Origin of the sequence: Actinokineospora bangkokensis, assembly GCF_001940455.1 — a bacterium.
In the GTDB taxonomy this organism is placed as follows: domain Bacteria; phylum Actinomycetota; class Actinomycetes; order Mycobacteriales; family Pseudonocardiaceae; genus Actinokineospora; species Actinokineospora bangkokensis.
Window position 1 is genome coordinate 28,766 of record NZ_MKQR01000001.1, and the last position, 25,042, is coordinate 53,807.

Here is a 25,042-nt window from a genome sequence, read left to right on the forward strand (position 1 = left end):
TCAGCCGCCGCCCTTGTCCGTGTCGCGCGGGGTGCGGCAGTCCGCGGACTGCGCGGCGCTCGTCGACGGGGTGGCGGTGGTCGTGGTCAGCGCCGGGGTCGTGGTCGGCGGCGCCGGGGTGGTGGTCGGGGTGGCCTGGCCGACGCCCGGCGGCAGGCCGGGGGCCTCGGTGGCCGACTGGTCCGGCTCGTCGCACAGCGGCAGCCGGTTGGTGCGCAGCTGCTTGAGCTTGTCCCTGGCGTCGTCGATGCTGGTGGCGACGTTGCGCCCGGAGCGGACGACGTCCTGCCCGATGGAGTTCAGGTCGTCGACGTAGAGCTTCTCGCACGGGGTCGAGTCGGTCGGCCCGCAGCTGCCCTGCACCTGGCTGTTGAGCGACAGGCCCAGCACCGAGCCCTGGATGCCCTGGAAGATCGCGACCTCGCCGCCGGTGCCCTCGCCGATGAAGTACTGCGAGTTCACCCAGTAGCGCACGCCGACCGCGCCCGCGCCGAGCAGCAGCACCAGCAGCAGCGCGAACAGCAGGGCGCGCACGCGCTTGCGCCTGCGCACCGACGGGTCCGGGGGCTCGGGCTGCGCCTGCGGCCTGGGCACCGGGCGGGGGGCGGTGATCGCCCCGGCGCGCGAGGCCGGGGAGTCCGGCGGCGGCACCTCGTCCTGGCCGTTGCCCGCCGCGCCGCCCACGATCCGGTGGTTGTCGCCGTAGTCGACGTCGACCACGTCCGCGACGATCACGGTCACGTTGTCCGGGCCGCCGGACTTCAGCGCCAGCTCGATCATCCGGTCCGCGCACTCCTGCGGGTCCGGGATGCGGATGGCCTCGGCCAGCGTCTCGTGGCTGACCGGGCCGGACAGCCCGTCCGAGCACAGCAGGTACCGGTCGCCGGGGCGGGCCTCGCGGACGGTCAGCGTCGGCTCCACCTCGTGCCCGGTCAGCGCCTTGAGCAGCAGCGACCGCTGCGGGTGGGTGGCCGCCTCGTCCTCGGTGATCCGGCCCTCGTCGATCAGCGACTGCACGAAGGTGTCGTCGTGGGTGATCTGGGTGAACTGCTCGTCGCGGCTGAGGTAGATCCGCGAGTCGCCGACGTGCACCAGGCCGATGCGGCTGCCCGCGAACAGGATCGCCGACAGCGTCGTGCCCATGCCGTCGAGGTCCGGGTCGTTGGCGACCAGCTCCGCGATCGCGCCGTTGCCCGCCGTGGTGGCCTCGCGCAGCTGGCCGAGCAGGTCGTCGCCGGGTTCGTCGTCGTCGAGCGGGGCCAGGGCGGCGATGACGACCTTGGAGGCCACCTCACCGGCCACGTGGCCGCCCATGCCGTCGGCGAGGGAGAGCAGGCGGGGGCCCGCGTACACGGAATCCTGGTTGTTCGAGCGCACCAGGCCCCGGTCGCTGCGGGCCGCGTAACGAAGAACAAGGGTCATGAGCGCAGCTCGATCACCGTCTTGCCGATGCGGATCGGGACACCTAGCGGCACCCGGAGGGGTTGGGTGACCTTAGCCCGGTCCAGGTAGGTGCCGTTCGTCGAGCCCAGATCTTCCACGTACCAGTCCGTTCCGCGCAGCGACAGCCGGGCGTGCCGGGTCGAGGCGTAGTCGTCGTCGAGCACCAGCGTCGAGTCGTCGGCGCGGCCCATCAGGATGGGCCTGCCGTCGAGGTTGATCCGCGTCCCCTGCAGCGCGCCGTGGGTCACCACCAGCTGCCGCGGCGCCTTGCCCCGGACCTTCTTCTCGGTCGACCTGCGGAACCCGGGCACCGCCACGCGGAGCCCGGACGCGGCGTAGAGGTCCGAGCGGACCACCCGCAGGGCGGCGAGCACGAACAGCCAGAGCAGGGCCAGGAAGCCCGCTCTGGTCAGCTGCATGACCAACTCTGGCACTGGTAGTCGCCGCTCCCGCTTCTTCCCTCAACCGGTCGGGACCGCCCCCCGGGCAGGGGGGCCATGACCCGACACGAGGACTGCCCGGTGCCGTGCCCGGACAGCCCTCATATCCTCCGACAGCTTGCAGGACGCCCGGCGCCCCGCCCGCGTTGCCCGCCCCCTCCGGGCGGGCGCCGCGTCACCCCTGGGTGCGGAACACCAGCGACGAGTGGCCGATGCGCACCACGTCGCCGTCGGCCAGCTGCCAGGTCTGCACCGGGGTCCCGTTCACGGTGGTCCCGTTCGTCGAGCCCAGGTCGGCCAGGGTGGCGCTCTGCCCGTCCCAGGTGATCTCCAGGTGCCTGCGCGACACCCCGGTGTCGGGGAGGCGGAAGTCGGCGTCCTGGCCGCGGCCGACCACGTTCCCGCCCTGCTTGAGCGAGTAGTTGCGGTTGGAGCCGTCGTCGAGCTGCAGGCTCGCGGAGAGCTGGCGCTGGGTCTGCACCGCGGGCGGGGCGTAGCCGCCCTGCTGGCCGTAGGGGTCCTGGCCGTAGCCCTGCTGCTGCTGGCCATAGCCGCCCTGGTCGTAGCCGCCCTGCTGGCCGTAACCCTGGTTGTAGCCCTGGTCGTAGCCGGGCTGCTGGCCGTAGCCCTGCTGGTCGTAGCCACCCTGCTGCTGGCCGTAGCCCTGGTTGTAGCCCTGGTCGTAACCCTGCTGGCCGTAGCCCTGCTGCTGGTCGTACCCGCCCTGCTGGCCGTAGCCCTGCTGCTGGCCGTAGCCCTGCTGGTCGTATCCGCCCTGCTGCTGGCCGTAGCCCTGCTGGCCGTAGTTGGGGTCGTTGCCGTACTGCCCTTGGCCGTACCCGTACTGCTGTCCGTAGGGGTCGCCCTCGGGGGCTTGTCCGTAGCCGGGCTGCTGGCTCATGGATCGGTCTCCTGCGTTGCGGGGTTGTGCCGGCCGTCGGCCTGCCTGGTCACCTGCACCCACGGGGTGGGCCTTCACGTCGGGGTCGACGGACGAGCGGGTTCGGAACTGTCCGGTGTGCAGCGCGTCCGAGCGCTCCAAGGAGACTACGACGTCGCCGTAGGTGTCCCAGCCGTGCTCCTGGAGGTGCTCGGCCACGCTCTCGGCGAGCAGCACTTGCATGCGGGAGTCGGCCGAGAGGTTGCCGTGGTCGGTCGGCCCCAGCTGCACCACGTAGTGGTTCGGCGCCAGCAACCGCCCGCCCGCCAACTCCTGGACCTTGTCCTCGCCCTCGCGCTGCAGCGCCGCGGCCACCTCCTGGGGCACCACGCTGCCACCGAAGACGCGCGCGAACGAGTTGTCCACGAGGTTCTCCAGCTTGCGGTTCAACCGCTGCCCGATGCCCATGGACCCTCCCTCCCGTGCGTGCTCCTGCCTCGATCGTATCCGGGTGCGCCATCCCCGACACGGGGATGTGCGAACCCCGGTGCAGACCCCCTCCGCGACCGTGCTACTGTTCTCCTCGTTCCCCACGGGGGACACCACCACTCGGGCGAGTGGCGGAATGGCAGACGCGCACGGTTCAGGTCCGTGTGTCCGAAAGGACGTGGGGGTTCAACTCCCCCCTCGCCCACACGAATGACGGCGGGTGCTCGTGGAGAGCACTCGCCGTTTTCGTGTGTCCACGTCTTTCCGGGGGGCGACCCCCCGGGCCCCCACGGTGCGTGCTCCTCGGCTTGCGGGGGGTGGGGGTTGGGGTGGGACCAGCTGGCTCGCGGGGTGTGTGGGTGGGGAGTGGAGTGGGGCGGCGGGAGTTGGGTGGGGGAGGGAGCGGGGATGGGGGGGTAGGTGTGTGGGTTGAGGGGATTGGGGGGGTGAGTGGTGGGGAGGGTGCGGTGAGTGGAAGTGGGGGAATGGGGAGTGGGATTGTGGGGGAGGGGCGGGGTGTGGCTCTTTGTGGTTTTGAAGTCACGGAACGTCGTTGTGGGCTGGGGATGGGGAGTGGGTGTGGTCCGGGGCACTTTATGCACCAGTTGTGGGGAGGGGTGCATTTTTGCGGCGGCGATTGCGGGGCGGGGTGGAAAAGGGGTGCGGTGAGCGGCGGGGGAGTGGTGCCGGGGGGCCTGGTGCGCGCTGGTGATGGGCCATGTGGGGGACACCGGAAATAGCGGTTTTCCAGGGTTGTGGCCGCCGATGATCTTTGTCACCGCACTGAGGGTGCTGCTCGTGGCCGTTGTCCACCGACGCGATCACCCGGATGGCGGGATAGCGGCAGTGAAGTTCGTTTACCGGTCGTCGACCGGTCGTCGATGGTGGACGGCCGCCGGCCGCAGGGGGGTGCTCGGGGGGTCTTATCGGGCGGGTGCCGACTGGTACTCAATGGGATGACCGATCGACACCGCTCGGCGGGGACCGCGTCCCGGCCGGGGGGAGAGAAGGGCGGAAGTTCGTGAGCGGCATCCCCGGGCGCACTGCGATCACCGAGACCCTCAAGGCGCTGCCCGCACAGCTGACCCCACCGGTCGAGCTGCCCGGGACGCCCGACGAGCTCGCCGCGGGCGCCGCCGCCGCGCTGGGCTGGGCGGGCACCGTGCTGCCCGAGGTCGTCCTCTTCGGCAGGCGCGTGTGCCTGGTCGCCGACCTGCTGCCCGACGTGCACGCCGAGCGGATCTGCCTGGGGCAGGAACCGGTCACCGACAAGGCCAGCGTGTCCACCTGGGCCTGGCCGGAGCTGGCGGGCCGGGTGCCCGAGCCCGCCGTGCGCATCGTCGGCGCCATCGCCGTCGCCCGGCACTGGCGCACCGGCCTGGCCAACGCCGTGCCCTTCCTGCGCTACGGCGACGCCGCGGTCGTGCTGCCCACCTCCGCCGTGCTCACCCACGACTACCTGGTCAACTGCCTGCCGCGCGCCCGCGCCTACGGCGTCGCGGTCACCAGCGCCGAGCCGGACGGCGCCGTGCAGCTCGACCTGCCCGGCCGCGGCGACCGCGCGGGCGCCGAGACCGACAGCACCTACCGCTGGGTGTCCGAACTGGCCTACGACCAGATCCTCGACTCCGCGGCCAACGGCCCCCGCGCCTGAGGACTCCTGCGGCCTGAGGACTGCTGCGGCTGAGGACCGCTGAGGCTGAGGACCGCGGGCCTGCGGTCGACGGCGGGCGCGCCTAGCTTGGGGTCATGCGCACAGTCATCGCCGGGGGCCACGGGAAGATCGCACTGCTGCTGACCGAGCTGGCCGCTCGGCGCGGGGACGCCGTGACCGGCCTGGTCCGCAACCCCGACCACGTCGAGGACGTCCGCGCCGCCGGCGGCGAGGCCGTGGTGCTCGACCTGGAGTCCGCCACCGCCGAGCAGGTGGCCGCCGCGCTCGCCGGTGCCGACGCCGTGGTGTTCGCCGCGGGCGCCGGACCGGGCAGCGGCACCGACCGCAAGGACACCGTCGACCGCGGCGCGTCGGCGCTGCTGGCCGACGCCGCGCGCATCGCGGGCGTGCAGCGGTACGTGCAGGTCAGCGCGATGGGCCTGGAGCGCACCGACGACGAGGACGTCGACGAGGTGTTCCGCGCCTACCTGCGGGCCAAGCTGCTCGCGGAGCAGGACCTGCGCTCCCGCGACCTGGACTGGACCATCGTGCGGCCCGGCAGGCTCACCGACGACCCGCCCACCGGCACCGTCACCCTCGCGGAGTCCGCGGGTCACGGCGAGGTCAGCCGCGCCGACGTGGCCGCGGTGCTGCTGGCCGTGCTGGACGACCCGACCACCGCGGGGATCACCGCCGAGCTGGTCGGCGGCAGCACGCCGGTGGCCGAGGCGGTTCAGGCCCTGCCCAGGACCCGGTCGGTGTAGGGGTTCGCGAACCGGCCCTCCGGGTCCACTTCGGACCGCACGCGCAGGAAGTCGTCGAACCGCGGGTACCTGGCGCGCAGCGCCTCCGCGTCCAGCGTGTGCATCTTGCCCCAGTGCGGCCGACCGCCCACCTGGGCCACGACCGACTCGAACAGGTCGAAGTACTCCCGGTAGGGCATCCCGACGTACTGGTGGATGGCGAGGTAGGCGGAGTCGCGGCCGTGCGCGGTCGACAACCAGATGTCGTCGGCCGCCGCGACCCGCACCTCCACCGGGAACATCACCGGGTCGGCCAGCCGCGGCACCCGGGTGCGCAGCTCGCCCAGGACGTCGGCCAGGGACTCGCGCGGGACGGCGTACTCGGACTCCACGAAGCGCACGCGCCTGCTGGTGACGAACACCCGGTGCGAGGTGTCGCTGTAGGACCGCTCGGACAGCGCCGACGCCGAGATCCGGTTGAGCGGCTTGACCAACCGCGGCACCGCGCGCCCGACCCGGCACAGCGCGCCGAACGCGGCGTTCTCCACCACCTCGTACTCCACGAACCTGCGCAGCGCGCCGAGCGGTCGCGGCACTTCGCCCTCCGGCAGCCGGTTGTTGCGCTTGACGAGCGCCTTGCTGCCGTAGGGGAACCAGTAGAACTCGAAGTGGTCGTTGGCGGCGCAGTGCTCGTCCAACCCGGCCAGCACCTCCGCCAGCGGCTCCGGCCGCTCCTGGGCGGCCAGGGCGAAGGCGGGCACCACGCGCAGGGTCACCGTGCTGATCACGCCCAGCGCGCCGAGGCCGATCCTGGCCGCGGCGAACAGGTCCGGGCGCTCGGTGTCCGAACAGGACACCACCGAGCCGTCCGCCAGCACCAGCTCCAGCGCGGTCACCTGGGTGGCGATGCCGCCCAGCCCGGCCCCGGTGCCGTGGGTGCCGGTGGAGATCGCGCCGGAGATGGTCTGCGCGTCGATGTCGCCCAGGTTCTCCAGCGCCAGGCCCAGCGCGTCCAGCTCGCGGTTGAGCTGGGCGATGGTCGTGCCCGAGCGGACGGTCACCCGGCGCGCGTCGAGGTCCGCGCCGCAGACACCGGTCCACCGCGACAGGTCGACGGCCACCCCGTGCGCCGCGGCGGCGGCGGTGAACGAGTGGCCGCTGCCGCGCGCCTTCACCCGGGCGCCGCGCTCGGCGGCCCACCGCACCGCGGCCGCGATCTCCCCCGGGTCGCGCGGGCTGCGCACCGCCGTCGCGGTCGCCGCCTCGGTGCCCGCCCAGTTCCGCCACGCCAGTGCGTCGTCCCGCGCCACGCCACGCCTCCGCTCCGGTGCTGAAGACCCTTCAGGTCTGCGAGGATATGGTCTGAACCTGCCGTAGGGTGCTGCGGGTGGACCCCGCCGAGCTGCGCACCCGACTGGACCAGGCCACCGCCGACCTCGACCCGCCGTTCGCCGCGGTCGACCTCGACGCCTTCGACCGCAACGCCGACGACCTGGTGCGCCGGGCCGCCGGGCGCCCGGTGCGGGTGGCCAGCAAGTCCATCCGCGTCCGCGCGCTGCTGGAGCGGGTGCTGCGCAGGCCGGGGTTCGCGGGCGTCCTCGCCTACTCGCTGCCGGAAGCCCTGTGGCTGCACGGGGAGTGGGCGGGCACCGACCTCGCGGGCACCGACCTGCTCGTCGCCTACCCGACCGCCGACCGCTCGGCGCTGCGCGCGCTGGCGGCGGACGCGGGCGCCCGCGAGCACATCTCGGTGGTGGTCGACTCCCCCGAGCAGCTCGACCTCGTCGACGCCGCGCTCGGCGCCGACCACCCCGAGATCCGGGTGTGCCTGGAGCTGGACGTGTCGTGGCGGCCGGTGGCGGGCGACCGCCGGGTCCACATCGGCACGCTGCGCTCGCCGGTGTTCACCGCCGAGCAGGCCGCCGACCTCGCCGCGCGCATCCGCGCCCGCGCCGGTTTCCGGCTGGTCGGGCTGATGGGCTACGAGGGCCAGATCGCCGGGCTCGGCGACGCGCCGGTGGGCAACCCGCTGCTCGGCGGGTTGCGCCGGGTGCTGCGCCGCGGGTCCGTCCCGGAACTGGTGCGCAGGCGCGGGGACGCGGTGCGCGCGGTCCAGGCGGGCGGCCCGCTGGAATTCGTCAACGGCGGTGGGACGGGGTCGTTGGAAGAAACCGGTTCCGATCCGGTGGTCACCGAATTCGCGGCGGGTTCCGGACTGCTCGCGCCCGCGTTGTTCGACAACTACCGCGCTTTCACCCCGGAACCGGCGGCGTTCTTCGCGCTGCCCGTCGTGCGCCGCCCCGGGCCCGGCGTGGCGACGGTGTTCAGCGGCGGCTACACCGCCTCCGGACCGGCCAACGCGCTGCGCCTGCCGGTCCCCGCCCTGCCCGCCGGGCTCAAGCTGGTGGCCACCGAGGGCGCCGGTGAGGTGCAGACCCCGGTGACCGGACCGGCCGCCGACGCCCTCGCGGTCGGCGACCGGGTCTGGTTCCGCCACGCCAAGGCGGGCGAGCTCGCCGAGCGCTTCACCGCCTACCACCTGGTCTCCGGCGGGGCGGTCGTGGCGACCACCCCCACCTACCGGGGTGAGGGGCGCAGCTTCGGCTGAGCGCCGGGTCAGCCCGCCGCGGCGGCGACGCCGGTGCCGGTGGTGCGCCCGGACAGGTACTCGCGCACCACCGCCTTGGCCTCCGCGATGACCTGCTCCTCGGGGAACAGCGCGCGGCGGAAGGCGAGGTTGAGGATGCTGTCGGCGATCTCGTTGGCCACCGCCACCGGCATCCGGATCTCGTCGAAGGGCACGCCGAACCGCTCGGCGAGCAGGGTGGCCATGCCGTCGGCGATCACCGTGTTGTTGTCCCGCTCGCCGTCGATCAGGCGCAGGTCCACCACGTCGCCGAAGCGGATCCGGCTGAACCCGGGCACCTCGCGGTACATCTGCACGTAGATGTCGAACACCAGGTCCGCGCCGTCGAACCAGTGCGCGGGGGCCTGCGCGTCGAGCCTGCGGGCGATCTCGGTCATGAACCGGTCGAGGTTGCGCTGGGTCAGCGCCTGCACCACGGCCCGCTTGTCCGGGAAGAACTGGTACAGCGAGCCCACCGCGACGCCCGCGCGCTCCGCGATGAGGGTGGTGGTGACGCCGTCGTAGCCGAGTTCACCGACCAGCTCCGCGCACGCCTCCAGCATCCTCTCCACCCGCTTCGCGCTGCGCTGCTGCACGGGCTGTCGGCGAAGGGGGGTAAGCGTTGCCACCGTGTCTCCTCCTGGTCGCAGGGCGTGATCACCCTGTCCAACGACCGACAGCCCGGGAGGACGCGGGTCCGCGGCGGATTAGTGCAACGGATTTCACCTTATTACCGGGCGGTAACGACGTTATCCCGGACAGGTGGAAACCGCGGGCCCGCGCGGCGTGCGGAGGCACCCAGCACCGCTGCCGCGCGGACCCGCGGGGCCCGCACCCCCGCGCCGCGCGCCGTCAGCGGGGCGGGGGGAACTCGTGGGGTGGTCGACCACCGGCCCGCCCACCTCGGGGGAGCGGGCGGACCGGCGGCCGACCGCGGCCGGTCGCGCCGGCCTCCGCCGTCCGGGGGAACGGCGGAGGCCGGGACCGGACGGCTACCTGGCGCCCGCGGCGACCCGGCGGGGGAACGCGTCGAGGGCGTGCCGGGCGGGCTTCTCCGGGGCGAGGCCACCGGCCACCAGGTGCTCGTGGGCGGCCCGCCACACCGAGCACGGCGCCTTCTGCTGGCGCCAGCGGCCGGAGCAGGTCGGGCAGTTGCCCCGCTCGTCGGGCTCGTGGGCGGTGAGCATCGCCCGCCACCCCTCGGTGAGCCGGGGCAGTTCGGAGCGGGCGACCGAGAGCAGGCTCGGCGCGTCCGCGCGGTCGGCCAGTTCGGTGAGCATGTCCAGGCGCTCCCACACGGCGCTGCGCAGGACCTGGCCGAGTATCTCGTCCACCTCTACACCGTCACCTCTCCGCCTGTGCGGCGGCTTCGCGGAGGGCGGCCCGCAACTGGCCCAGTTGGCCGGTCGTCAGCACCGCCGCCTCACCGGGTGGTCCGACCAGGACCACCTTGTCGTCGTCGACGAGCACGGTCAGGCACCGGTCGCGGTCGGCCACGTCGCCGCAGCCGATCCGCCAGGTCCGGCGCCCCGAGGTGGACCCGGTGAGCGGGCGCAGCGCGTCGGCGCGGGCAACCGGCGCCGCGGCGCCGGTGTCCTGTGCCTGGCGGAGCAGTTCCACGTCCACCGTCCCTCTCCGTGCTCGTGCGCTTACAACGAACTACATTGAGGCCTGGGCAACGGCGACGGGTCTGCACAGCGCCGATCGGCGCCCGCCCGACGATAAGCGGTCGACGGAGTTCACCCGGGCCTATCAGGCCCGCCGAAGGGGGCTTCTCGCCGCTCGTGAACTGCGCTTACGCTGCGCTCGACGCCCAGCGGAACGGTGAGGGGCCGGTATGAACTCGATCGGATCGCAGGGTTCTCCCATCACTCCGGACACGTGGGAAGACCCCGAGATGCGCGCCGCGCTCGCGGCGCGGGAGATCAGTTCCGTCTACCGGCTCCTGCGGCGCACCGGTGTGTCGCAGCGGCAGATCGCCGCGATGACCGGCCAGTCGCAGTCCGAGGTGTCGGAGATCCTCAAGGGCCGCCAGGTCATGGCCTACGACGTGCTCGCGAGGATCGCCGACGGGCTGGGCGTCCCGAGGGGATTCATGGGTCTCGCCTACGACGAGGTGACCGCGGTGCGAGTCGCGGTGTCGCGCGAGGCCGCACAGCCTGAGGAGAGCGAAGAGGTGAAGCGTAGGGAGTTCCTGGCGCACGCCGCCGCCGTCACGGTGGGCGCGAACGTGCTGGGCACGAACTCCGGGTCGTGGGTCGCCAACCCGGTGCAGACCCCCGCGCCCGGGCGCATCGGGATGACCGATGTGCGCCAGGTCGAGGCCGCCACGCGGGCGCTGCGCTCGCTGGACTACCAGTACGGCGGCGGGTTCTGCCGCGACGCGGTGGTGGCGCAGCTGTCGTGGGGCCAGCAGATGCTCGGCGCGTCCGGACCCGAGCACGTCAAGCAGCGGCTGCACGTGGCGCTGGCCGACCTGCACAACCTGGCCGGGTGGACCTCGTTCGACATCGGCCTGACCGACTCCGCCCGCAACCACTTCGGCAAGGCGCTGGAGCTGGCGAAGGCGGGCCGCAGCGAGCCGCTGGTGGCCAACATCCTCTACCGGATGGGCCGGGTCTACCTGCACAAGGAGTCCCCGGACGACGCGCTGAAGATGTTCCAGCTCGGCCAGATCGCCGCCCAGGAGTCCGGTTCGGAGCTCGCGGTGGCGGTGATCTGCGCCAACCAGGCGTGGGCGTACGCGCTGATGGGGCACAAGGACCAGACCATGAAGCTCATCGGCAGGACCCGCGACGAGTTCGCGCGGGCCAACGTCTCCGAGGCCGAGGACTGGGTCAAGTTCTTCAACGAGACCGACGTGCACGCCATGATCGGCACGGTGCACACGGTGCTGGCGCAGACGGTGGACCCGACGCACACCAAGTACGCCATCCCGGCGCTGTCGAAGGCCATCGACTCCTACGGCGAGGACATGAGCCGGTCGAAGGCGTTCAACCTGGGCGCGCTGGCCACCAACCACCTGCTCGACGGCGACGTCGACCACGGCGCCCGGATCGGGCGGCAGGCGGTGGAGATGGCCGAGACGCTCAAGTCCAGCCGGGTCAAGGACCGGCTCAAGCCCCTGCTGGAGGAGGCGGCGAAGCGGCGCAACAACGCCGACGCGCGCGACCTCGCCGAGCAGATCACCAACCTCAACGTGGCGTGAGCGCGGCGCCCGCACCCGCTGACGTGGCCAGGGACGGGCTGTTCACCAGGGAGAACCTCGACTCGACGCTGGCCGAGGTGTGCGCCGGGGTCGGCCTGGACCCCACCGGCGCCCGCCTGCTGCGCTTCACCAACAACGCGGTGTTCCTGCTGCGCTCGCGCCCGGTCGTGGTGCGCATCGTCGGGTCGGTGTCGCTGCGGCACCGGGTGGACAAGGTCGTGCGGGTGGCCCGCTGGTTCGCCGAGCACGACGTGCCCGCGGTGCGCCTGGTCGACGGCCTGGAGCACCCGGTGCACGTCGGCCCGTACACCGCGACCGTGTGGGACGCGGTGCCCCCCGGCGGCGAGGAGCCCCGCCCGCGCGACCTGGCCCGGCTGCTGCGCCGGGTGCACTCGCTGCCGCCGCCCGCGGACCTGCCCGCCTGGGACCCGCTCGACGACGTGCGCAGGCGGGTGGACGAGGCCGAGGGCATCGACGACGAGCTGGCCGGGTTCCTGCGCGAGCGGGTGGCCGGTGCCGCCGCCGCGGTCGAGGCGCTGGAGTTCCCGCTGGCCAGGGGGTTCGTCCACGGCGACGCGCACCTGGGCAACCTGGTGCCCTCGCCTGCGGGCCCGGTGCTGTGCGACTTCGACTCCAGCGGCGTCGGCCCGCCGGAGTGGGACCTGGTCCCGTTCGCCGTGGGCGTGCTGCGCTTCGGCGAGTCGGAGGCGGACTACCGGGAGCTGTCGCGGGCCTACGGCTTCGACGTCATCGGCTGGTCGGGCTTCCCGGTGCTGCGCGAGGTGCGCGAGCTCAAGCTCATCACCAGCGTGCTGCCGATCATGGTGAGCAGCCCGCAGGTGCGCCCGGAGCTGCTGCGCCGCCTGCGCGACTTCCGCGGCGGCGACACCTCGGCCCGCTGGGCCCGCTACCGCTGAGCCCCTCAGGAGGTAACGCGTGGCCGCTGCCAGGCGAAATGCCTGTCGTGGGGCCCGCGCGGAGGGCCCCGGTCCTCCGAGGTGGCCCCATGTTCGCTCTCCCCAGCAAGGCCGTCCGGCGGCGGCGCGCGCTGTGCACCGCCGCGGCCATCGACCGGCTGGTCGACGACCGGGTCGCCGGTGTGCGCGGGCTGCCCGAGGCCGACCGCCGCAGGCACGCCGAGCACCTGGCCGAGCTGGTCGCCCTGGCCCAGGCCTACCGGCACTTCGGCAAGGGCTGGATCGGCAAGCGCGAGCTGGACCGGCGCTCCGCCGCGGCCACCCGCAGGCTCACCGCGCTGCGGCTGGCGGTGCCGTCCGCCGCGCACCTCACCGATGGGGACTGACCACTCGCCGTACCGGGAGACTGCCCCGAACGGGTTACGAGTGCGCCCGGTGCGTTGCACGGGTCGCTGCGCAGCGCGTTGAGCGGCAGCATTCCCGCGACGAACGCGCATCCGGTGAGTTGTCCCCCGCTGCCTGTGGACAACTAGGGGTAGTTGTCCACAGGTGTGGACCACCGGTGCTCGCCGCGATCACCCGCCGAGGCCCGGAAACCGCTGCCGAGCAGGGGGAGGGCAGGTGCCGGGGCGGGGTGTGCACAGCCTGTGGACAACTCCACCCGGCCTGTGCACTACACGTTGATGGGCGCCCGGGTGAGGACGGTGGCGATGCCGAACGCCAGGCCCATGACGCCGAGTTCAACCGCCGCCCAGGTGACCAGGGCGGTCGGCTTGTGCGCGGTGACCGCGGGCAGCAACCGGTACCGCATCTTCGCCCCGAGCAGGCCCAGCGCCACCAGGCACACCACCTTGAGCAGGAGCAGCAGCCCGTAGTCGGTGGTGAACAGGCCCTCGACGACGCCCAGCGTCGGGCTCACCACCAGCTCGACGAAGCCGTTGAACACCCCGGTGGCGGTGACCACCAGGACGCAGGCCGTCGCGAGCTTGGAGAACCGGGGCAGCGCGTGCGCCAGCAGGGTGCGGTTCGCGGCGAGCACGACGACCACCGCGCCCAGCCCGCCGGTCCACGCCGCCGCCGCCAGCACGTGCAGCTCCATCGAGATCATCGTGAAGTCGTGCCAGCGCGGGTTGGTGGCGTGCCCGGTCACCGGCAGCGGCAGCAGCGCGAACAGCGCCACCGCCGCCAGCAGCTCGGCGGGCACCCGGTCCCCGGCGCGCACCGACCACAGCGCCAGCCCGAAGCACAGCAGGCCGAACACCGCCACGAACACCAGCGCCTTGCCCGCGGCGATGGTGACCACGTACTCGACCACCGACGCCGCGGTCAGCGGTGCCCCCGGCCGCAGCTCCGCGGCCTGGAGCACCAGGGTGGCCAGCGCCGCGCCGACCCACAGCAGCGAGGTCTGCACCGCGGCCCGGCGGGCGCCGAGCAGCAGCGGCGCGGACAGCTTGGGCCGGTCGAAGCCGACCAGCAGCGACAGCAGGCACAGCCCGGTGGTGACCACGGCGGCCACGTCGAGCAGCACCCGCACCAGCGGCAGCGCGACCCGGACCACCGCCGGGGGCTCCGGCAACCCGGGGACCGGCTCCGCCGCGGTGATGGCGAGGCCGACCAGCACGCCGAGGACCGCGCCCGCGGTCAACGACGCCACCAGGTGGTACCGGCGCCCGGGGGTGGTGGTCCGGGTCTCGGTCACAGCGCGTTCTCCCAGTTCAGGCTACTTGTCGGCACCGCTGCCCACCCGCGCGGCGAGGAAGCCGCCGCCACCGAGCAGGACGACGGCACCAACGACCCACACCCACACCGGGATACCGCCGCCGCCGTCCGGGGCGGAGCTTCCCGAGGACTGGGACGCGGTGCCCCCGGCGGTGGCGGGCGCCGGCGTTCCGGTGCCCGCCTGGGTGAGGGTGAACTCGACCTCACCGGTGACCGAGTGGCCGTCGGCGGACAGGATGCGGTAGCCGATCGTGTACTTGCCCGCGGGGCCCAGGGCGCGCAGCGGCGCGGACACCACGTTGCTCTTGACCTGGGCGGCGCCGCCCTGCCACTGGCTCGACCCGTCCGGACCCTGCACGACGACCGTGTTGAGGTCCTGCCCCTCCTGCACGGGCTGGTCGAAGGTCAGCTCGACGGTGTCGGGGGCGGTCGCCACCGAGGAACCGGCGACGGGGTTGCTCCCGACGAGCTGGTTGTGGGCGGACGCCGTCCCCGCCGCACCGGCGAGGGCGAGCAGCGCCACCGCGGTGGTGGTGAGGACCCGACCGAGGACGCGCACGGGTCACTCGCCCCGCTTCGCTGCCGCGACGGCCTTGCGGGCGCGCAGGGTCGCCCCGGCGGCCAGGCCCAGGCCCAGCGCGCCGACGACCAGGCCTGCGCCGCCGAGCCAGCGGGCGGTGGTGTCGGACCCGGTCGCCGCCGCGGCGGTCTCGGTGCCGCCGCCGTGCTCGGAGTGCTCCGACGAGGCGCTCGCCGCGCCGTGGGCGTCGCCGGTGGCGGCGGCCAGCGCGATCGACGGCGCCGGGTGCTCGGGCTCCTCACCGCTGGGCGGGGTGGGCTGGTCCCAGGCCACGACCTTGCCGTTGTCGTAGGTCTGCACGGCCGGGGTGGTGAGGGTGTCGGTGTTGTCGGGCAGCTTGCCCACCGACAGCTTGAAGTCCTGGAACTGCCCGGGGGCGATGCGCGCGGGCGAGACCGCGGTCCAGGTCACGGTGTTGAAGTACTCGGTGACCTCGGTGTTGCCGACCTTGACCGGCTTGTCGAGCTTCGCCTTGGTGGCGGTGGCCGTCCACCCCGCGATCGGCTCGGTGCGCACCGAGCTGAGCGGGTACTCCGCCGGGAGCTTCACCTCGACCTTGACGGTGCCCGCGGTGTTGTCCTCGTTGGGCACCCGGTAGGTGATGACGGTGTAGCCGCCCTTGGCGGCGGCCTCCCCGACGACGCGGGCGGTGACGTGGGCGGACGCGACGCCGGAGGTGAGCAGGGCGGCGGCGCCTGCGGCGGCGAGCACGACGCCCGCGCGGGCGGCGGTGCGGCTGGGCATGGGGGTTCTCCTGGAATGCGTGCTGGTGACCCCGGCCGATTCCGGCCGGGCTTCTGCGGGGGGTTCTGCGGTTTCTCAGGAGAAGAGCGGGGGACCGCGGCGGCCCAGGGAACGGCGCAGTACCCCGAGCACGGTGCGATCGGGGTCCCATTCCACGACGGGGAGCGGGCGCGGGGCGGTGGACCCCGCGCCGAGCACCACGACGAGCACGCCCACCCAGCGCAGCACCGCGGTGGCGATGGCGGTGAACGCCACCCCCGCCCGGGTCAGCAGCACGGCGGCGAGCAGGGTCGCCAGGGCGTGCAGGCCGAGCATCAGCGGCGTCGGCAGCACCGCCGAGGGCTCCTGCCCGGGGTGGTCGTCGGCGATGTAGGTGAGCAGGACGTGCAGGCCCGCCTGGCTGACGGCCAGCACGGCCAGGGTGGCGAGCACCCCGCCGCGCCGGTCGGCCACGGCGGTGCCCGCCCAGCCGACGAGCGCGGTCATGACCGCGGTGACGGCGGTGTCGGGGACGCCACCGCCCGCCGTGCCGTGCGCGGCGACGGCCAGCCCGGTGCAGCACAGCCCGAGCAGGACGGCGCGAGCGGCGCGGGCAGGCCGCTGCGCGCGGTCCGCTCTGCCCGCTCCGGTGGTCACAACTCACCAGGGTAGGAGGCCCTGTCCAGACCCTTCGCCCACCATGCGGGAAGTTGTTACCTCAGACACCCAGGGTTTTGAGCAATTGCTCCTCGATGCGATCCAATTCACCCGACACGGCCCGGTGCGCGGCTTTCCGGCGGGTGGTCGGCATGCGCTCGGCGGCGCGCACCGCGGCCGCGAGCTGGCGCAGCGTGGTCTCGGCGCCGTCAGCGAAGGCGAGGTCGTCAGCGGCGGCGCCGGGCTTGCCGCGCACCTCGCCCAACCCGGTCGCCACCCCGGCGATCCTGGCGTGCAGCGCCCCGCCCCGGCCGCTGAACCGCCCGAGGTCGTCGACGGCCACGCCCAGCTTGCGGGCCCGGCGCCGCTCCAGCCGCTCGCGGACCGCCGCGGCGCCCTGCACCACGAACGGGGTCACCACCGGCAGCACGGCGGGGCCGACCACCTTGGCCACCGCGAGCGCGTTCCTGGCCTTGGCGGGCGTGAACCGCCCCTCGGCCACCTTCTTCCGAGCCACCTTCCGAGCCACCCTGACCTCCACCGACCGCGGCCGCACCGACAACGCAGGAGAACCTGCACGCAGAACCTAGCGGCGGCCCCGGTCGCGGGCACCTCGACCCGCGCCCCCGTCGTGGTCCAGACCAGGGTGGAGCGCCTGCCGGGGGAAACCGCCGGGGGATCGTCGCCACGTGCAACTAAGCTGCGGGGTGTGACGACCACGGTGCTGCTCGACGCCGGCGTGGTGAGCCGGTGCAGGCGCCGGGTGCACCTCGAACACGACCCCGCCCTGCGCGACGTGCCGCGCAGCGCCCCCGACCCGACCGCCGAGCTGCGCAAGGCCGACGCCGCGGCGCACCGCAGGGCGGTCGCCGACCGGCTGGCCGAGCGGTTCGGCGACCGCTGGGTGGAGGTGCCCGCGGGCCGCGCCGCCGACCGCGAGGCGGCCACCGCCGCGGCGCTGGCCGCGGGGGCCGGGTTCATCTGGGGCGCCCAGCTGCCCCGCGACACCGAAGCGGGCAGGCGCGGGTCGATCGACCTGCTCGTGCGCACCGACCACGGGTACGTGCCGGTGCTGGTGGTCCGGCACAAGGTGCACGACCCGGGCGCCGGGGCGAACACCGGCCCGCTGTTCGCCGTGGACGCCGTCGGCGGCACCGCCGACCCCAAGCGCAAGGCGCGCCCGCAGCCGCGCGACCAGCTGCGCCTCGCGCACGCCCGCGCGCTGCTGTCCGCCGCCGGGTACGCCGACGAGCGCACCGGGCACGCGGGCGTGGTCGGCCTCGACGGGGAGGTCGTCGTCTGGCACGACCTGACCGCCCCCACCTGGCCGGGCGGGCGCACCGCGCTGGCCGAGTACGCCGCCCGCTTCGCCGACCGGGTCGCGGTGGCCGAGGCCGCGGCCGCGGGCGCCGAGCCGCTGGCCCAGCCGTCGCGGGTCGTCGAGTGCAAGAGCTGCCCGTGGTGGTCGGTGTGCGGCCAGGACCTGCTGGCCGCCCGCGACGTCAGCCTGGTCGTGCGCGGCGAGGACGCCACCCTGCTGCGCGGCGCCGGGGTGGGCACCGTCGACGAGCTGGCCCGGCTCGACCCCGCCGCGGGCGAGCTGCCGCCGATGGTCGGCATGCCGGTCGACGACGCCGTGGGGCTGGCGAAGGCCTGGCTGGCCGACCTCACCCTGGTGCGCAGGCACCGCGAGGTGCTGGTGCCGCGCGCCGACGTCGAGGTCGACGTGGACATGGAGAGCTTCGGGGACCTCGGCGCCTACCTGTGGGGCACCCTGCTCTCCGGCGCCGACGTGGGCGTCGAGCCCGGCTACCGGGCGTTCGTCAGCTGGGACCCGCTGCCCACCGACGACGAGGCCCGCTCGTTCGCGGAGTTCTGGACCTGGTTCACCGGGGTGCGCGACGCCGCGCACGCGCGCGGGCTGACCTTCCGCGCCTACTGCTACAACGAGCTGGCCGAGAACCGGTGGCTGCTGGCCTCGGCCAAGCGGTTCGCGGGCAAGCCGGGCATCCCCACCCGCAGGCAGGTGCTGTCGTTCATCGAGTCCGACGAGTGGTTCGACCTGTTCGGCAGCGTGCGCGACCACTTCCTGTGCTCGCAGGGCAAGGGGCTCAAGACGATCGCCCCGGTCGCGGGCTTCCACTGGCGCGACCCGGAGGCGGGCGGGGAGAACTCGATGCGCTGGTACCGCGACGCGGTCGGCCTCGACGGCGGTGCGCCGGACCTGCCGCAGCGCGCCCGGCTGCTGGAGTACAACGAGGACGACGTGCGGGCCACCGCCGTGCTGCGGGCGTGGATGTCCTCGCCGGAGGTCGGCGAGATCCCCTACATCGGCGACCTCTGACCGCCGCCCGCGCCGCGCGGGCCACCGGAGCGGGGGACCTCCGCCCTTCCATCAGTGCGTGCGCATCTGTTCTCCCATACGGTTGAAGCCACAACCGATCAGAGGAGCTGCGCATGGCACAGCAGGTCAAGGCCGTGGTGGCGCGGGCCAAGGGCGCCCCGGTCACCGTGGAGACGATCACCGTCCCGGACCCCGGTCCGGGTGAGGCGGTGGTCGAGGTCCGGTCCTGCGGGGTGTGCCACACCGACCTGCACTACCGCGAGGGCGGGATCAACGACGAGTTCCCGTTCCTGCTCGGCCACGAGGCCGCGGGCGTGGTGGAGTCGGTGGGCGAGGGCGTCACCGACCTGGCCCCCGGCGACTTCGTCGTCCTCAACTGGCGGGCGGTGTGCGGCAGCTGCCGGGCCTGCCTCAAGGGCAAGCCCTGGTACTGCTTCAACACCCACAACGCCGCCCAGCCGATGACCCTGGCCGACGGCACCCCGCTGACCCCGGCGCTGGGGATCGGGTCGTTCGCGGAGAAGACGCTGGTCCACAGCGGCCAGTGCACCAAGGTCGACCCGCAGGCCTCGCCCGCCGCGGTGGGCCTGCTCGGCTGCGGCGTCATGGCGGGCATCGGCGCCGCGGTGAACACCGGGGCGGTCACCCGGGGCGACTCGGTGGCCGTGTTCGGCTGCGGCGGCGTGGGCGACGCGGCGATCGCGGGCGCCAAGCTCGCGGGTGCCACCACGATCATCGCCGTCGACGTCGACGACCGGAAGCTGGAGTGGGCCAAGGGCTTCGGCGCCACGCACACCGTCAACTCCCGCTCCACCGACCCGGTCGAGGCGATCCGCGAGCTGACCGGCGGCTTCGGCGCCGACGTGGCCATCGACGCCGTGGGCCGCCCGGAGACGTGGAAGTCGGCGTTCTACGCCCGCGACCACGCGGGCGTGGTCGTGCTGGTGGGCGTGCCGACGCCGGAGATGTCCATCGAGATGCCGCTGATCGATCTGTTCTCCCGCGGCGGGTCGCTCAAGTCCAGCTGGTACGGCGACTGCCTGCCCTCGCGCGACTTCCCCTACCTGGTGGACCTCTACCGGCAGGGCGCGCTGGACCTCGACGCGTTCGTCACCGAGACGATCGCCCTGGACCAGGTCGAGCAGGCGTTCGAGAAGATGCACCACGGCGAGGTGCTGCGCTCGGTGGTGGTCCTGTGACCCGGGTCGACCGCGTCGTCACCTCCGGCACCTTCAGCCTGGACGGCGGCACCTGGGACGTGGAGAACAACGTCTGGATCGTCGGCGACGACGAGCAGTGCGTGGTCGTCGACGCCGCGCACGACCTGGAGGCGATCAAGCGGGGCATCGGTGACCGCCGGGTGCTGGCGATCGTGTGCACGCACGCCCACGACGACCACATCAACCAGGCCGCCGCCCTCGCCTCGCACACCGCCGCCCCGGTCAAGCTGCACCCGGCCGACGACCAGCTGTGGCAGCGGGTCTACCCCGGCACCACCTACCAGCCGCTGGCCGAGGGTGACCGGGTCGAGGTCGCGGGCACGGCGCTGACCGTCCTGCACACCCCGGGGCACGCGCCGGGCGCCGTCTGCCTGCACGCGCCGGAGCTGGGCGTGGTGTTCAGCGGGGACACGCTGTTCCAGGGCGGGCCGGGGGCCACCGGCCGCTCGTTCAGCGACTTCCCCACGATCATCGGCTCGATCACCGACAAGCTGCTGGTGCTGCCCGAGGAGACCGTCGTGCACACCGGCCACGGCGACAGCACCACCATCGGCGCGGAGGCCCCGCACCGGCAGGAGTGGATCGACCGCGGCCACTGAGCCCGGGAGCCGGGTCCGGGGTCGCTGCCCCGGACCCGGCGGCCCGCTAGCGGGGCGCCATCCGCAGGGAGCCGTCGAGGCGGATGACCTCGCCGTTGAGGTAGTCCTGCTCGATCATCGACAGCGCCAGGGCCGCGTACTCGCTGGGCAGGCCGAGGCGCTTGGGGAAGGGCACGCCCTCGGCCAGCGCGGCGCGGAACTCGTCGCTGACGGTGGCGAGCATCGGGGTGTCGATGATGCCGGGGGCGATGGTGAGCACCCGGATGCCGGAGCTGGCCAGGTCGCGCGCGGCGGGCAGGTTCAGCCCGACGACCCCGCCCTTGGACGAGGAGTAGGCCACCTGGCCCACCTGGCCGTCGAACGCCGCGATCGACGCGGTGTTGATCACCACGCCGCGCTGGCCGTGGTCGAGCGGGTCGGTCTTGGCGATCGCCTCGGCGGCGATGGTCAGCACGGTGAACGTGCCGACCAGGTTGATCTCGACGACCTTGCGGAACAGGGCGAGGTCGTGGCGGCCCTTCTTCGACAGCACCCGCGCCGAGGGGCCGATGCCCGCGCAGTTGACCACCACGCGCAGCGGGTGGCGACCGCCCGCGGCCTCGTCCACCGCGGCCTGCACCTGGTCGGCGTCGGTCACGTCGGCGGCGACGTAGGTGACGCCCTCCACCTTCGGGGCGTCCTCGACCGCCCGGGGCAGGTCCAGGGCGTACACCGACGCCCCCTTCTCCGCCAGCGCGGCGGCGGTGGCGCCCCCGAGCCCCGACGCACCGCCGGTGACGAGCGCGGCGACACCGTTGACCTGCATGAGCGTTGTCCTCTCTGACATACCGACGGTCCGCAGCAGAGGTTAACGCTCGTTCAGCCCGCGCCGCTGCGAGGTGTGGCTCACCCAACCGGCGGGTCCCCTCCCGCAGGCCCGCGACCGCCGCGCTGGAACAGGCCCGAGGACAGACCTAGCGGCGGCCGGGCGGGCAGACGTCGTCGATGGCCGCGAGGTCGTCCGCCGAGGGCCGCCAGGACACCGCCTCGGCGTTCTCCTCCACCTGCTCGGGCGTCGTCGCGCCCGCGATCACCGACCCCACCGCGGGCCGCGAGGTCAGCCAGCCGATCGACAGGGTGGCCATGGAGATGCCGCGCTCCTCGGCCAGCGCCCGCAGCTTCTCGATCCGGGTCCACGGCGCGTCGGCCAGCAGCCGGGGCCTGCCCGCGAGCCTGCTGCCCGCGGGCGGCGCCCCGCCCTGGGAGTACTTGCCGGTGAGCAGGCCGTTGGCCAGCGGGAAGTAGGGCAGCACGCTCACCTGGAACCGGCGGGCCGCGGGCACCACCTCGCGCTCGACCTCCCGCTCCAGCAGCGAGTAGTGGTGCTGGGCGGCCACCGGCGCGCCCACCCGCTCGGTGCGCGCGGTCCACACCGCGTCCGCCAGCTGCCAGGCGGGCAGGTTGCAGAGCCCGGCGTAGCGGACCATGCCCGCGCGCACCAGGTCGTCGAGGGCGGACAGGGTCTCCGCGACCGGGGTCGCCGGGTCCGGGCGGTGCAGCTGGTAGAGGTCGATCCAGTCGGTGCCCAGCCTGCGCAGCGACTGCTCGGCGGCGCGGCGCACGTACCGGCGGGAGCCGCGGGCGCCGAAGTCCGGGCCGTTGGCGCCGTGCATGTCGACGCCGAACTTCGTGGCGATCACCGCCTGGTCGCGCCGCCCGGCCAGGGCGTGCCCCAGCAGCTCCTCGCTGCGCCCGCGCGGCGCGCCGTAGACGTCGGCCACGTCGAACAGGGTGATGCCCGCCCCCAACGCGGCGCTGACCAGCTCCCGGGACCCGCCGAGGGACTCCGCGGCGGTGCCCGGCCTGCCCAGGTTGTTGCAGCCCAGGCCGACGGCACTCACCACGAGTCCCGAATCGCCCAGGTGACGCAGCTCCACCCCGCTGACAGTAAGCGGCGGTGCGGCTGTGATCCAGAACTGCGGCGGATACCGGTCCACGCGCCGCGCGGCGCGGGCCCGTGCGCCATGCTGTGCCCATGAGCAGCACTCCGGAGGACGCCCAGGCCGCCGCCGCGCCCGGGTGGACCGCCGCGGACCTGCCCGACCTGGGCGGGCGCACGTTCGTCGTCACCGGCGGCACCAGCGGGCTGGGCTTCCAGACCTGCCGCGAGCTCGCGCGCCACGGCGGGCACGTGGTGCTCACCGCGCGCGACGCGGCCAAGGGCGCCGCGGCGGTCGCGGAGATCACCGCCGAGGTCCCCGGGGCCGAGGTCGAGACCAGGGTGCTCGACCTGGCCGACCTGGACTCGGTCGCGGACTTCGCCGAGTCGCTGGACCGCGTGGACGTCCTGGTCAACAACGCGGGCGTGATGATGCCGCCGCACCAGCTGACCGCGCAGGGGTTCGAGCTCCAGTTCGGGGTCAACCACCTCGGGCCGTTCGTGCTCACCTCGATGCTGCTCGACGCGCTCGGCCGGGGCACCGACGCCCGGGTCGTCACCGTGACCTCGTACCTGCACCGGCGCGGCCGCATCTACTTCCACGACCTCGACGGCACCGGCAACTACGACCGGGCGAAGTTCTACGCCCAGTCCAAGCTCGCCAACGTCGTGTTCGCCCTGGAGCTGCACCGGCGGCTGCGGGCGGCTGGCGCCGGGATCGCCAGCGTGCTCGCCCACCCCGGCTACGCGGCCACGAACCTCCAGTCCAACGGCCCGACCGGGGTGGCGAAGCTGGCGCTCAAGGTCACCAACCGGTTCCTGGCCCAGGACGCGGCCATGGGCGCGCTGCCCCAGCTCTACGCCGCGGCGCACCCGGACGTGGAGTCCGGGCAGATGATCGGCCCGGACGGGCGGCGCGAGCAGAAGGGCCACCCGAAGGTGGTCTACCCGCTGGAGGCCGCGCGCGACCGGGAGCTGGCGCAGCGGCTGTGGGAGGTCAGCGAGGAGCTGACCAAGGTCGAGTTCGGCCTGCCGGGGCGCTGAGTCCGCGCAGGTCAGCGACCGCGGCTCTAGCCCAGGCTACCTACCTCTGAGTAGCATCAGCGCATGGACGCAGCGGAGCAGCAGGTGGCCAGGCGTGTCACGATCACCGACTTCCTGCGCGCCCTGCCGCCGATGGCACTCGACGCGCCCAGGATGGCCGCGGGCGCGCTCGGGCTGATCACCACCAAGCCGGTGACCCGCGAGTCGATCGGGCACATCTTCCAGCGCATCGCGGGCAAGCACCCGGACCGGGCGTTCCTCCGCTTCGAGGGCCGCACGATCACCTACGGCGAGGCCAACGCCCAGGTCAACCGGTACGCCTCGGTGCTGGAGGCCAACGGCGTGCACCCGGGGCGCACGGTGGCGGTGCTGGCGGGCAACCGGCCGGAGACGCTGCTGGCGGCGCTGGCCGCGGTCAAGCTCGGCGCCGCCGCCGGGATGATCAACACCAACCAGCGCGGCGACGTGCTCGACCACAGCCTGCGGCTGCTCGACGCGGCGGTGCTGGTCGTCGGCGAGGAGTACCGGCACGCCCTCGACGGCGTGGAGACCCGCGGCGTGATCGACCTGGACTCGCTGGACTACGGCGCGACCACCGACCAGGACCCGCCCGGCACCGAGCGGATCATGGCGGGCAGCACCGCGTTCTACATCTTCACCTCCGGCACCACCGGCCTGCCCAAGGCCTCGGCCATGTCGCACATGCGCTGGCTCAAGTCGATGGCGGGCCTGGGGTCGATGGGCGTGCGGCTGTCCTCCGGCGACACCCTCTACTGCTGCCTGCCGCTCTACCACAACAACGCGCTCACGGTGTCGCTGTCGTCGGTGCTGGCGGCGGGGGCGACCATCGCCATCGGCAAGTCGTTCTCGGCGTCGAAGTTCTGGGACGACGTGGTGCGCAACCAGGCCACCGCCTTCTGCTACATCGGTGAGCTGTGCCGCTACCTGCTCAACCAGCCGGTGCGCGAGGCCGAGCGCAAGCACAAGGTGCGGGTCGTGGTGGGCAACGGGCTGCGCCCGGAGATCTGGGACGAGTTCCAGCAGCGCTTCGGCATCCGGCGCATCGCGGAGTTCTACGGCGCCTCCGAGTGCAACCTGGCCTTCATCAACGCGCTCAACATCGACCGCACCGCGGGCATCTGCCCGCTGCCCTACGCGGTGGTGCAGTACGACCCCGACACCGGCCGGGCCAAGCGCTCCGACGACGGCAAGCTGCGCAAGGTCAAGGCGGGCGAGGTGGGCCTGCTGCTGACCAAGGTCACCAACCGCGCCCCGTTCGACGGCTACACCGACGCCGAGGCCACCGAGAAGAAGCTGGTGCGCGGCGGGTTCAAGGACGGCGACTGCTGGTTCGACACCGGCGACCTGGTGCGCAACCAGGGCTTCAAGCACGTCGCGTTCGTCGACCGGCTCGGCGACACCTTCCGCTGGAAGGGCGAGAACGTCGCCACCACCGAGGTCGAGGGCGCGATCGGGGAGCACGGCGACGTCGAGCAGGCCGTGGTCTACGGGGTGTCGATCCCGGGCACCGACGGCAAGGCGGGCATGGCGGCGATCAAGCTGCACTCGGGCGCCCGCTTCGACGGCGCGGCCATGGCCGAGCACCTGGCCAAGCGGCTGCCCTCCTACGCGGTGCCGCTGTTCATCCGGGTGATCGACGAGGTGGAGCAGACCTCGACGTTCAAGTCCCGCAAGGTCGACCTGCGCACCGAGGGCTACTCCGAGGACGTCGACGACCCGATGTACGTGCTGCGCGAGGGCGAGTACGTCCCCGCCTACGCCGGCTACGCGGACGAGGTCGCGGAGGGCAAGGTCCGGGTCTGAGCCCGGCCCCGCGC

At 73.6% G+C, this 25,042-nt stretch carries 25 protein-coding genes and 1 tRNA gene; 12 read left to right on the forward strand and 14 right to left on the reverse strand.

The annotated features are described in order from the left end of the window. The 3 genes from BJP25_RS00125 to BJP25_RS00135 all read right to left on the reverse strand — a co-directional run bounded on the left by BJP25_RS00125 (position 1) and on the right by BJP25_RS00135 (position 3,231). Positions 1 to 1,422, reverse strand: a complete 1,422-nt coding sequence (locus tag BJP25_RS00125) for a PP2C family protein-serine/threonine phosphatase (RefSeq protein WP_075972671.1) — start codon at positions 1,420 to 1,422, stop codon at positions 1 to 3. Further along, on the reverse strand, positions 1,419 to 1,877 hold the full coding sequence (locus BJP25_RS00130; RefSeq protein ID WP_075972672.1) for an FHA domain-containing protein FhaB/FipA: 459 nt from the start codon (positions 1,875 to 1,877) through the stop codon (positions 1,419 to 1,421). Before BJP25_RS00130 ends, BJP25_RS00125 begins: the two co-directional genes overlap by 4 nt. 181 nt (positions 1,878 to 2,058) lie before the next feature. Further along, positions 2,059 to 3,231 carry a DUF3662 and FHA domain-containing protein gene (locus BJP25_RS00135; protein ID WP_075972673.1) on the reverse strand — a complete coding sequence of 391 codons (1,173 nt, stop codon included), beginning with the start codon at positions 3,229 to 3,231 and terminating at the stop codon, positions 2,059 to 2,061. 143 nt (positions 3,232 to 3,374) lie between these two features. Between BJP25_RS00135 and BJP25_RS00140 the strand changes: the two genes are divergently transcribed. The 3 genes from BJP25_RS00140 to BJP25_RS00150 all read left to right on the forward strand — a co-directional run bounded on the left by BJP25_RS00140 (position 3,375) and on the right by BJP25_RS00150 (position 5,670). After that, positions 3,375 to 3,457, forward strand: a tRNA-Leu gene (locus tag BJP25_RS00140). Positions 3,458 to 4,273: 816 nt separating this feature from the next. Beyond that, positions 4,274 to 4,906: a hypothetical protein gene (locus BJP25_RS00145; RefSeq protein ID WP_075972674.1), complete on the forward strand. Its 633-nt coding sequence runs from the start codon at positions 4,274 to 4,276 to the stop codon at positions 4,904 to 4,906. Positions 4,907 to 5,001: 95 nt separating this feature from the next. Beyond that, a complete protein-coding gene (locus BJP25_RS00150) occupies positions 5,002 to 5,670 on the forward strand; it encodes an SDR family oxidoreductase (RefSeq protein ID WP_075972675.1) in 669 nt (222 codons plus the stop codon). Here BJP25_RS00150 and BJP25_RS00155 read toward each other — a convergent pair. After that, positions 5,640 to 6,941 (reverse strand): D-arabinono-1,4-lactone oxidase, encoded by a 1,302-nt coding sequence (locus tag BJP25_RS00155; RefSeq protein ID WP_075972734.1) that lies wholly within the window; start codon positions 6,939 to 6,941, stop codon positions 5,640 to 5,642. The genes BJP25_RS00150 and BJP25_RS00155 overlap by 31 nt on opposite strands. Before the next feature lie 95 nt (positions 6,942 to 7,036). Between BJP25_RS00155 and BJP25_RS00160 the strand changes: the two genes are divergently transcribed. Next, positions 7,037 to 8,257 carry an amino acid deaminase/aldolase gene (locus BJP25_RS00160; protein WP_233157843.1) on the forward strand — a complete coding sequence of 407 codons (1,221 nt, stop codon included), beginning with the start codon at positions 7,037 to 7,039 and terminating at the stop codon, positions 8,255 to 8,257. A gap of 8 nt (positions 8,258 to 8,265) precedes the next feature. Here BJP25_RS00160 and BJP25_RS00165 read toward each other — a convergent pair whose 3' ends face one another. From BJP25_RS00165 to BJP25_RS00175, 3 genes are all read right to left on the reverse strand, one after another. Further along, complete coding sequence (locus BJP25_RS00165) at positions 8,266 to 8,838, reverse strand: TetR family transcriptional regulator (RefSeq protein WP_143218803.1); 573 nt, start codon at positions 8,836 to 8,838, stop codon at positions 8,266 to 8,268. Between the two features lie 429 nt (positions 8,839 to 9,267). After that, positions 9,268 to 9,609 carry a hypothetical protein gene (locus BJP25_RS00170; RefSeq protein ID WP_075972677.1) on the reverse strand — a complete coding sequence of 114 codons (342 nt, stop codon included), beginning with the start codon at positions 9,607 to 9,609 and terminating at the stop codon, positions 9,268 to 9,270. A gap of 10 nt (positions 9,610 to 9,619) precedes the next feature. Further along, entirely contained in the window at positions 9,620 to 9,895 is a 276-nt protein-coding gene (locus BJP25_RS00175; protein ID WP_075972736.1) for a hypothetical protein, read from the reverse strand. Positions 9,896 to 10,112: 217 nt separating this feature from the next. Between BJP25_RS00175 and BJP25_RS00180 the strand changes: the two genes are divergently transcribed. The 3 genes from BJP25_RS00180 (at position 10,113) to BJP25_RS00190 (ending at position 12,786) form a co-directional block, all read left to right on the forward strand. Further along, entirely contained in the window at positions 10,113 to 11,483 is a 1,371-nt protein-coding gene (locus BJP25_RS00180; RefSeq protein WP_075972678.1) for a helix-turn-helix domain-containing protein, read from the forward strand. After that, the gene (locus BJP25_RS00185; protein WP_408607072.1) at positions 11,480 to 12,400 is read left to right on the forward strand and encodes a phosphotransferase family protein; all 921 of its coding nucleotides are present in this window, start codon (positions 11,480 to 11,482) and stop codon (positions 12,398 to 12,400) included. Before BJP25_RS00180 ends, BJP25_RS00185 begins: the two co-directional genes overlap by 4 nt. Positions 12,401 to 12,489: 89 nt before the next feature. Beyond that, a complete protein-coding gene (locus BJP25_RS00190; protein WP_084793564.1) occupies positions 12,490 to 12,786 on the forward strand; it encodes a hypothetical protein in 297 nt (98 codons plus the stop codon). Between the two features lie 287 nt (positions 12,787 to 13,073). Here BJP25_RS00190 and BJP25_RS00195 read toward each other — a convergent pair whose 3' ends face one another. The 5 genes from BJP25_RS00195 to BJP25_RS00215 all read right to left on the reverse strand — a co-directional run bounded on the left by BJP25_RS00195 (position 13,074) and on the right by BJP25_RS00215 (position 16,596). Beyond that, positions 13,074 to 14,099: a copper resistance D family protein gene (locus tag BJP25_RS00195; protein WP_075972680.1), complete on the reverse strand. Its 1,026-nt coding sequence runs from the start codon at positions 14,097 to 14,099 to the stop codon at positions 13,074 to 13,076. A 21-nt stretch (positions 14,100 to 14,120) separates the two neighbouring features. Further along, positions 14,121 to 14,678: a copper resistance CopC family protein gene (locus BJP25_RS00200; protein WP_233157845.1), complete on the reverse strand. Its 558-nt coding sequence runs from the start codon at positions 14,676 to 14,678 to the stop codon at positions 14,121 to 14,123. Positions 14,679 to 14,681: 3 nt separating this feature from the next. Continuing rightward, positions 14,682 to 15,443, reverse strand: a complete 762-nt coding sequence (locus BJP25_RS00205) for a YcnI family copper-binding membrane protein (protein ID WP_075972681.1) — start codon at positions 15,441 to 15,443, stop codon at positions 14,682 to 14,684. Between the two features lie 75 nt (positions 15,444 to 15,518). Next, positions 15,519 to 16,079, reverse strand: coding sequence for a hypothetical protein (locus BJP25_RS00210; RefSeq protein WP_075972682.1), 561 nt, complete (start codon positions 16,077 to 16,079; stop codon positions 15,519 to 15,521). Positions 16,080 to 16,140: 61 nt separating this feature from the next. Continuing rightward, entirely contained in the window at positions 16,141 to 16,596 is a 456-nt protein-coding gene (locus tag BJP25_RS00215; RefSeq protein WP_143218798.1) for a DUF6474 family protein, read from the reverse strand. 192 nt (positions 16,597 to 16,788) lie between these two features. Here BJP25_RS00215 and BJP25_RS00220 point away from each other — a divergent pair, with 192 nt between their 5' ends. The 3 genes from BJP25_RS00220 (at position 16,789) to BJP25_RS00230 (ending at position 20,242) form a co-directional block, all read left to right on the forward strand. Beyond that, positions 16,789 to 18,423, forward strand: a complete 1,635-nt coding sequence (locus tag BJP25_RS00220; protein WP_075972683.1) for a TM0106 family RecB-like putative nuclease — start codon at positions 16,789 to 16,791, stop codon at positions 18,421 to 18,423. Between the two features lie 113 nt (positions 18,424 to 18,536). Next, complete coding sequence (locus BJP25_RS00225) at positions 18,537 to 19,622, forward strand: S-(hydroxymethyl)mycothiol dehydrogenase (protein ID WP_075972684.1); 1,086 nt, start codon at positions 18,537 to 18,539, stop codon at positions 19,620 to 19,622. Further along, a complete protein-coding gene (locus tag BJP25_RS00230; protein ID WP_075972685.1) occupies positions 19,619 to 20,242 on the forward strand; it encodes an MBL fold metallo-hydrolase in 624 nt (207 codons plus the stop codon). Before BJP25_RS00225 ends, BJP25_RS00230 begins: the two co-directional genes overlap by 4 nt. 46 nt (positions 20,243 to 20,288) lie before the next feature. Here BJP25_RS00230 and BJP25_RS00235 read toward each other — a convergent pair whose 3' ends face one another. Beyond that, entirely contained in the window at positions 20,289 to 21,047 is a 759-nt protein-coding gene (locus BJP25_RS00235; RefSeq protein WP_075972686.1) for an SDR family NAD(P)-dependent oxidoreductase, read from the reverse strand. 148 nt (positions 21,048 to 21,195) lie between these two features. After that, positions 21,196 to 22,158 carry an aldo/keto reductase gene (locus BJP25_RS00240; protein ID WP_075972687.1) on the reverse strand — a complete coding sequence of 321 codons (963 nt, stop codon included), beginning with the start codon at positions 22,156 to 22,158 and terminating at the stop codon, positions 21,196 to 21,198. Between the two features lie 98 nt (positions 22,159 to 22,256). Between BJP25_RS00240 and BJP25_RS00245 the strand changes: the two genes are divergently transcribed. Both BJP25_RS00245 and BJP25_RS00250 read left to right on the forward strand, forming a co-directional pair. After that, positions 22,257 to 23,204, forward strand: coding sequence for an oxidoreductase (locus tag BJP25_RS00245; RefSeq protein WP_075972688.1), 948 nt, complete (start codon positions 22,257 to 22,259; stop codon positions 23,202 to 23,204). 63 nt (positions 23,205 to 23,267) lie between these two features. Continuing rightward, a complete protein-coding gene (locus BJP25_RS00250) occupies positions 23,268 to 25,028 on the forward strand; it encodes a long-chain-acyl-CoA synthetase (RefSeq protein WP_075972689.1) in 1,761 nt (586 codons plus the stop codon). The last annotated feature ends 14 nt before the right edge of the window (positions 25,029 to 25,042 follow it).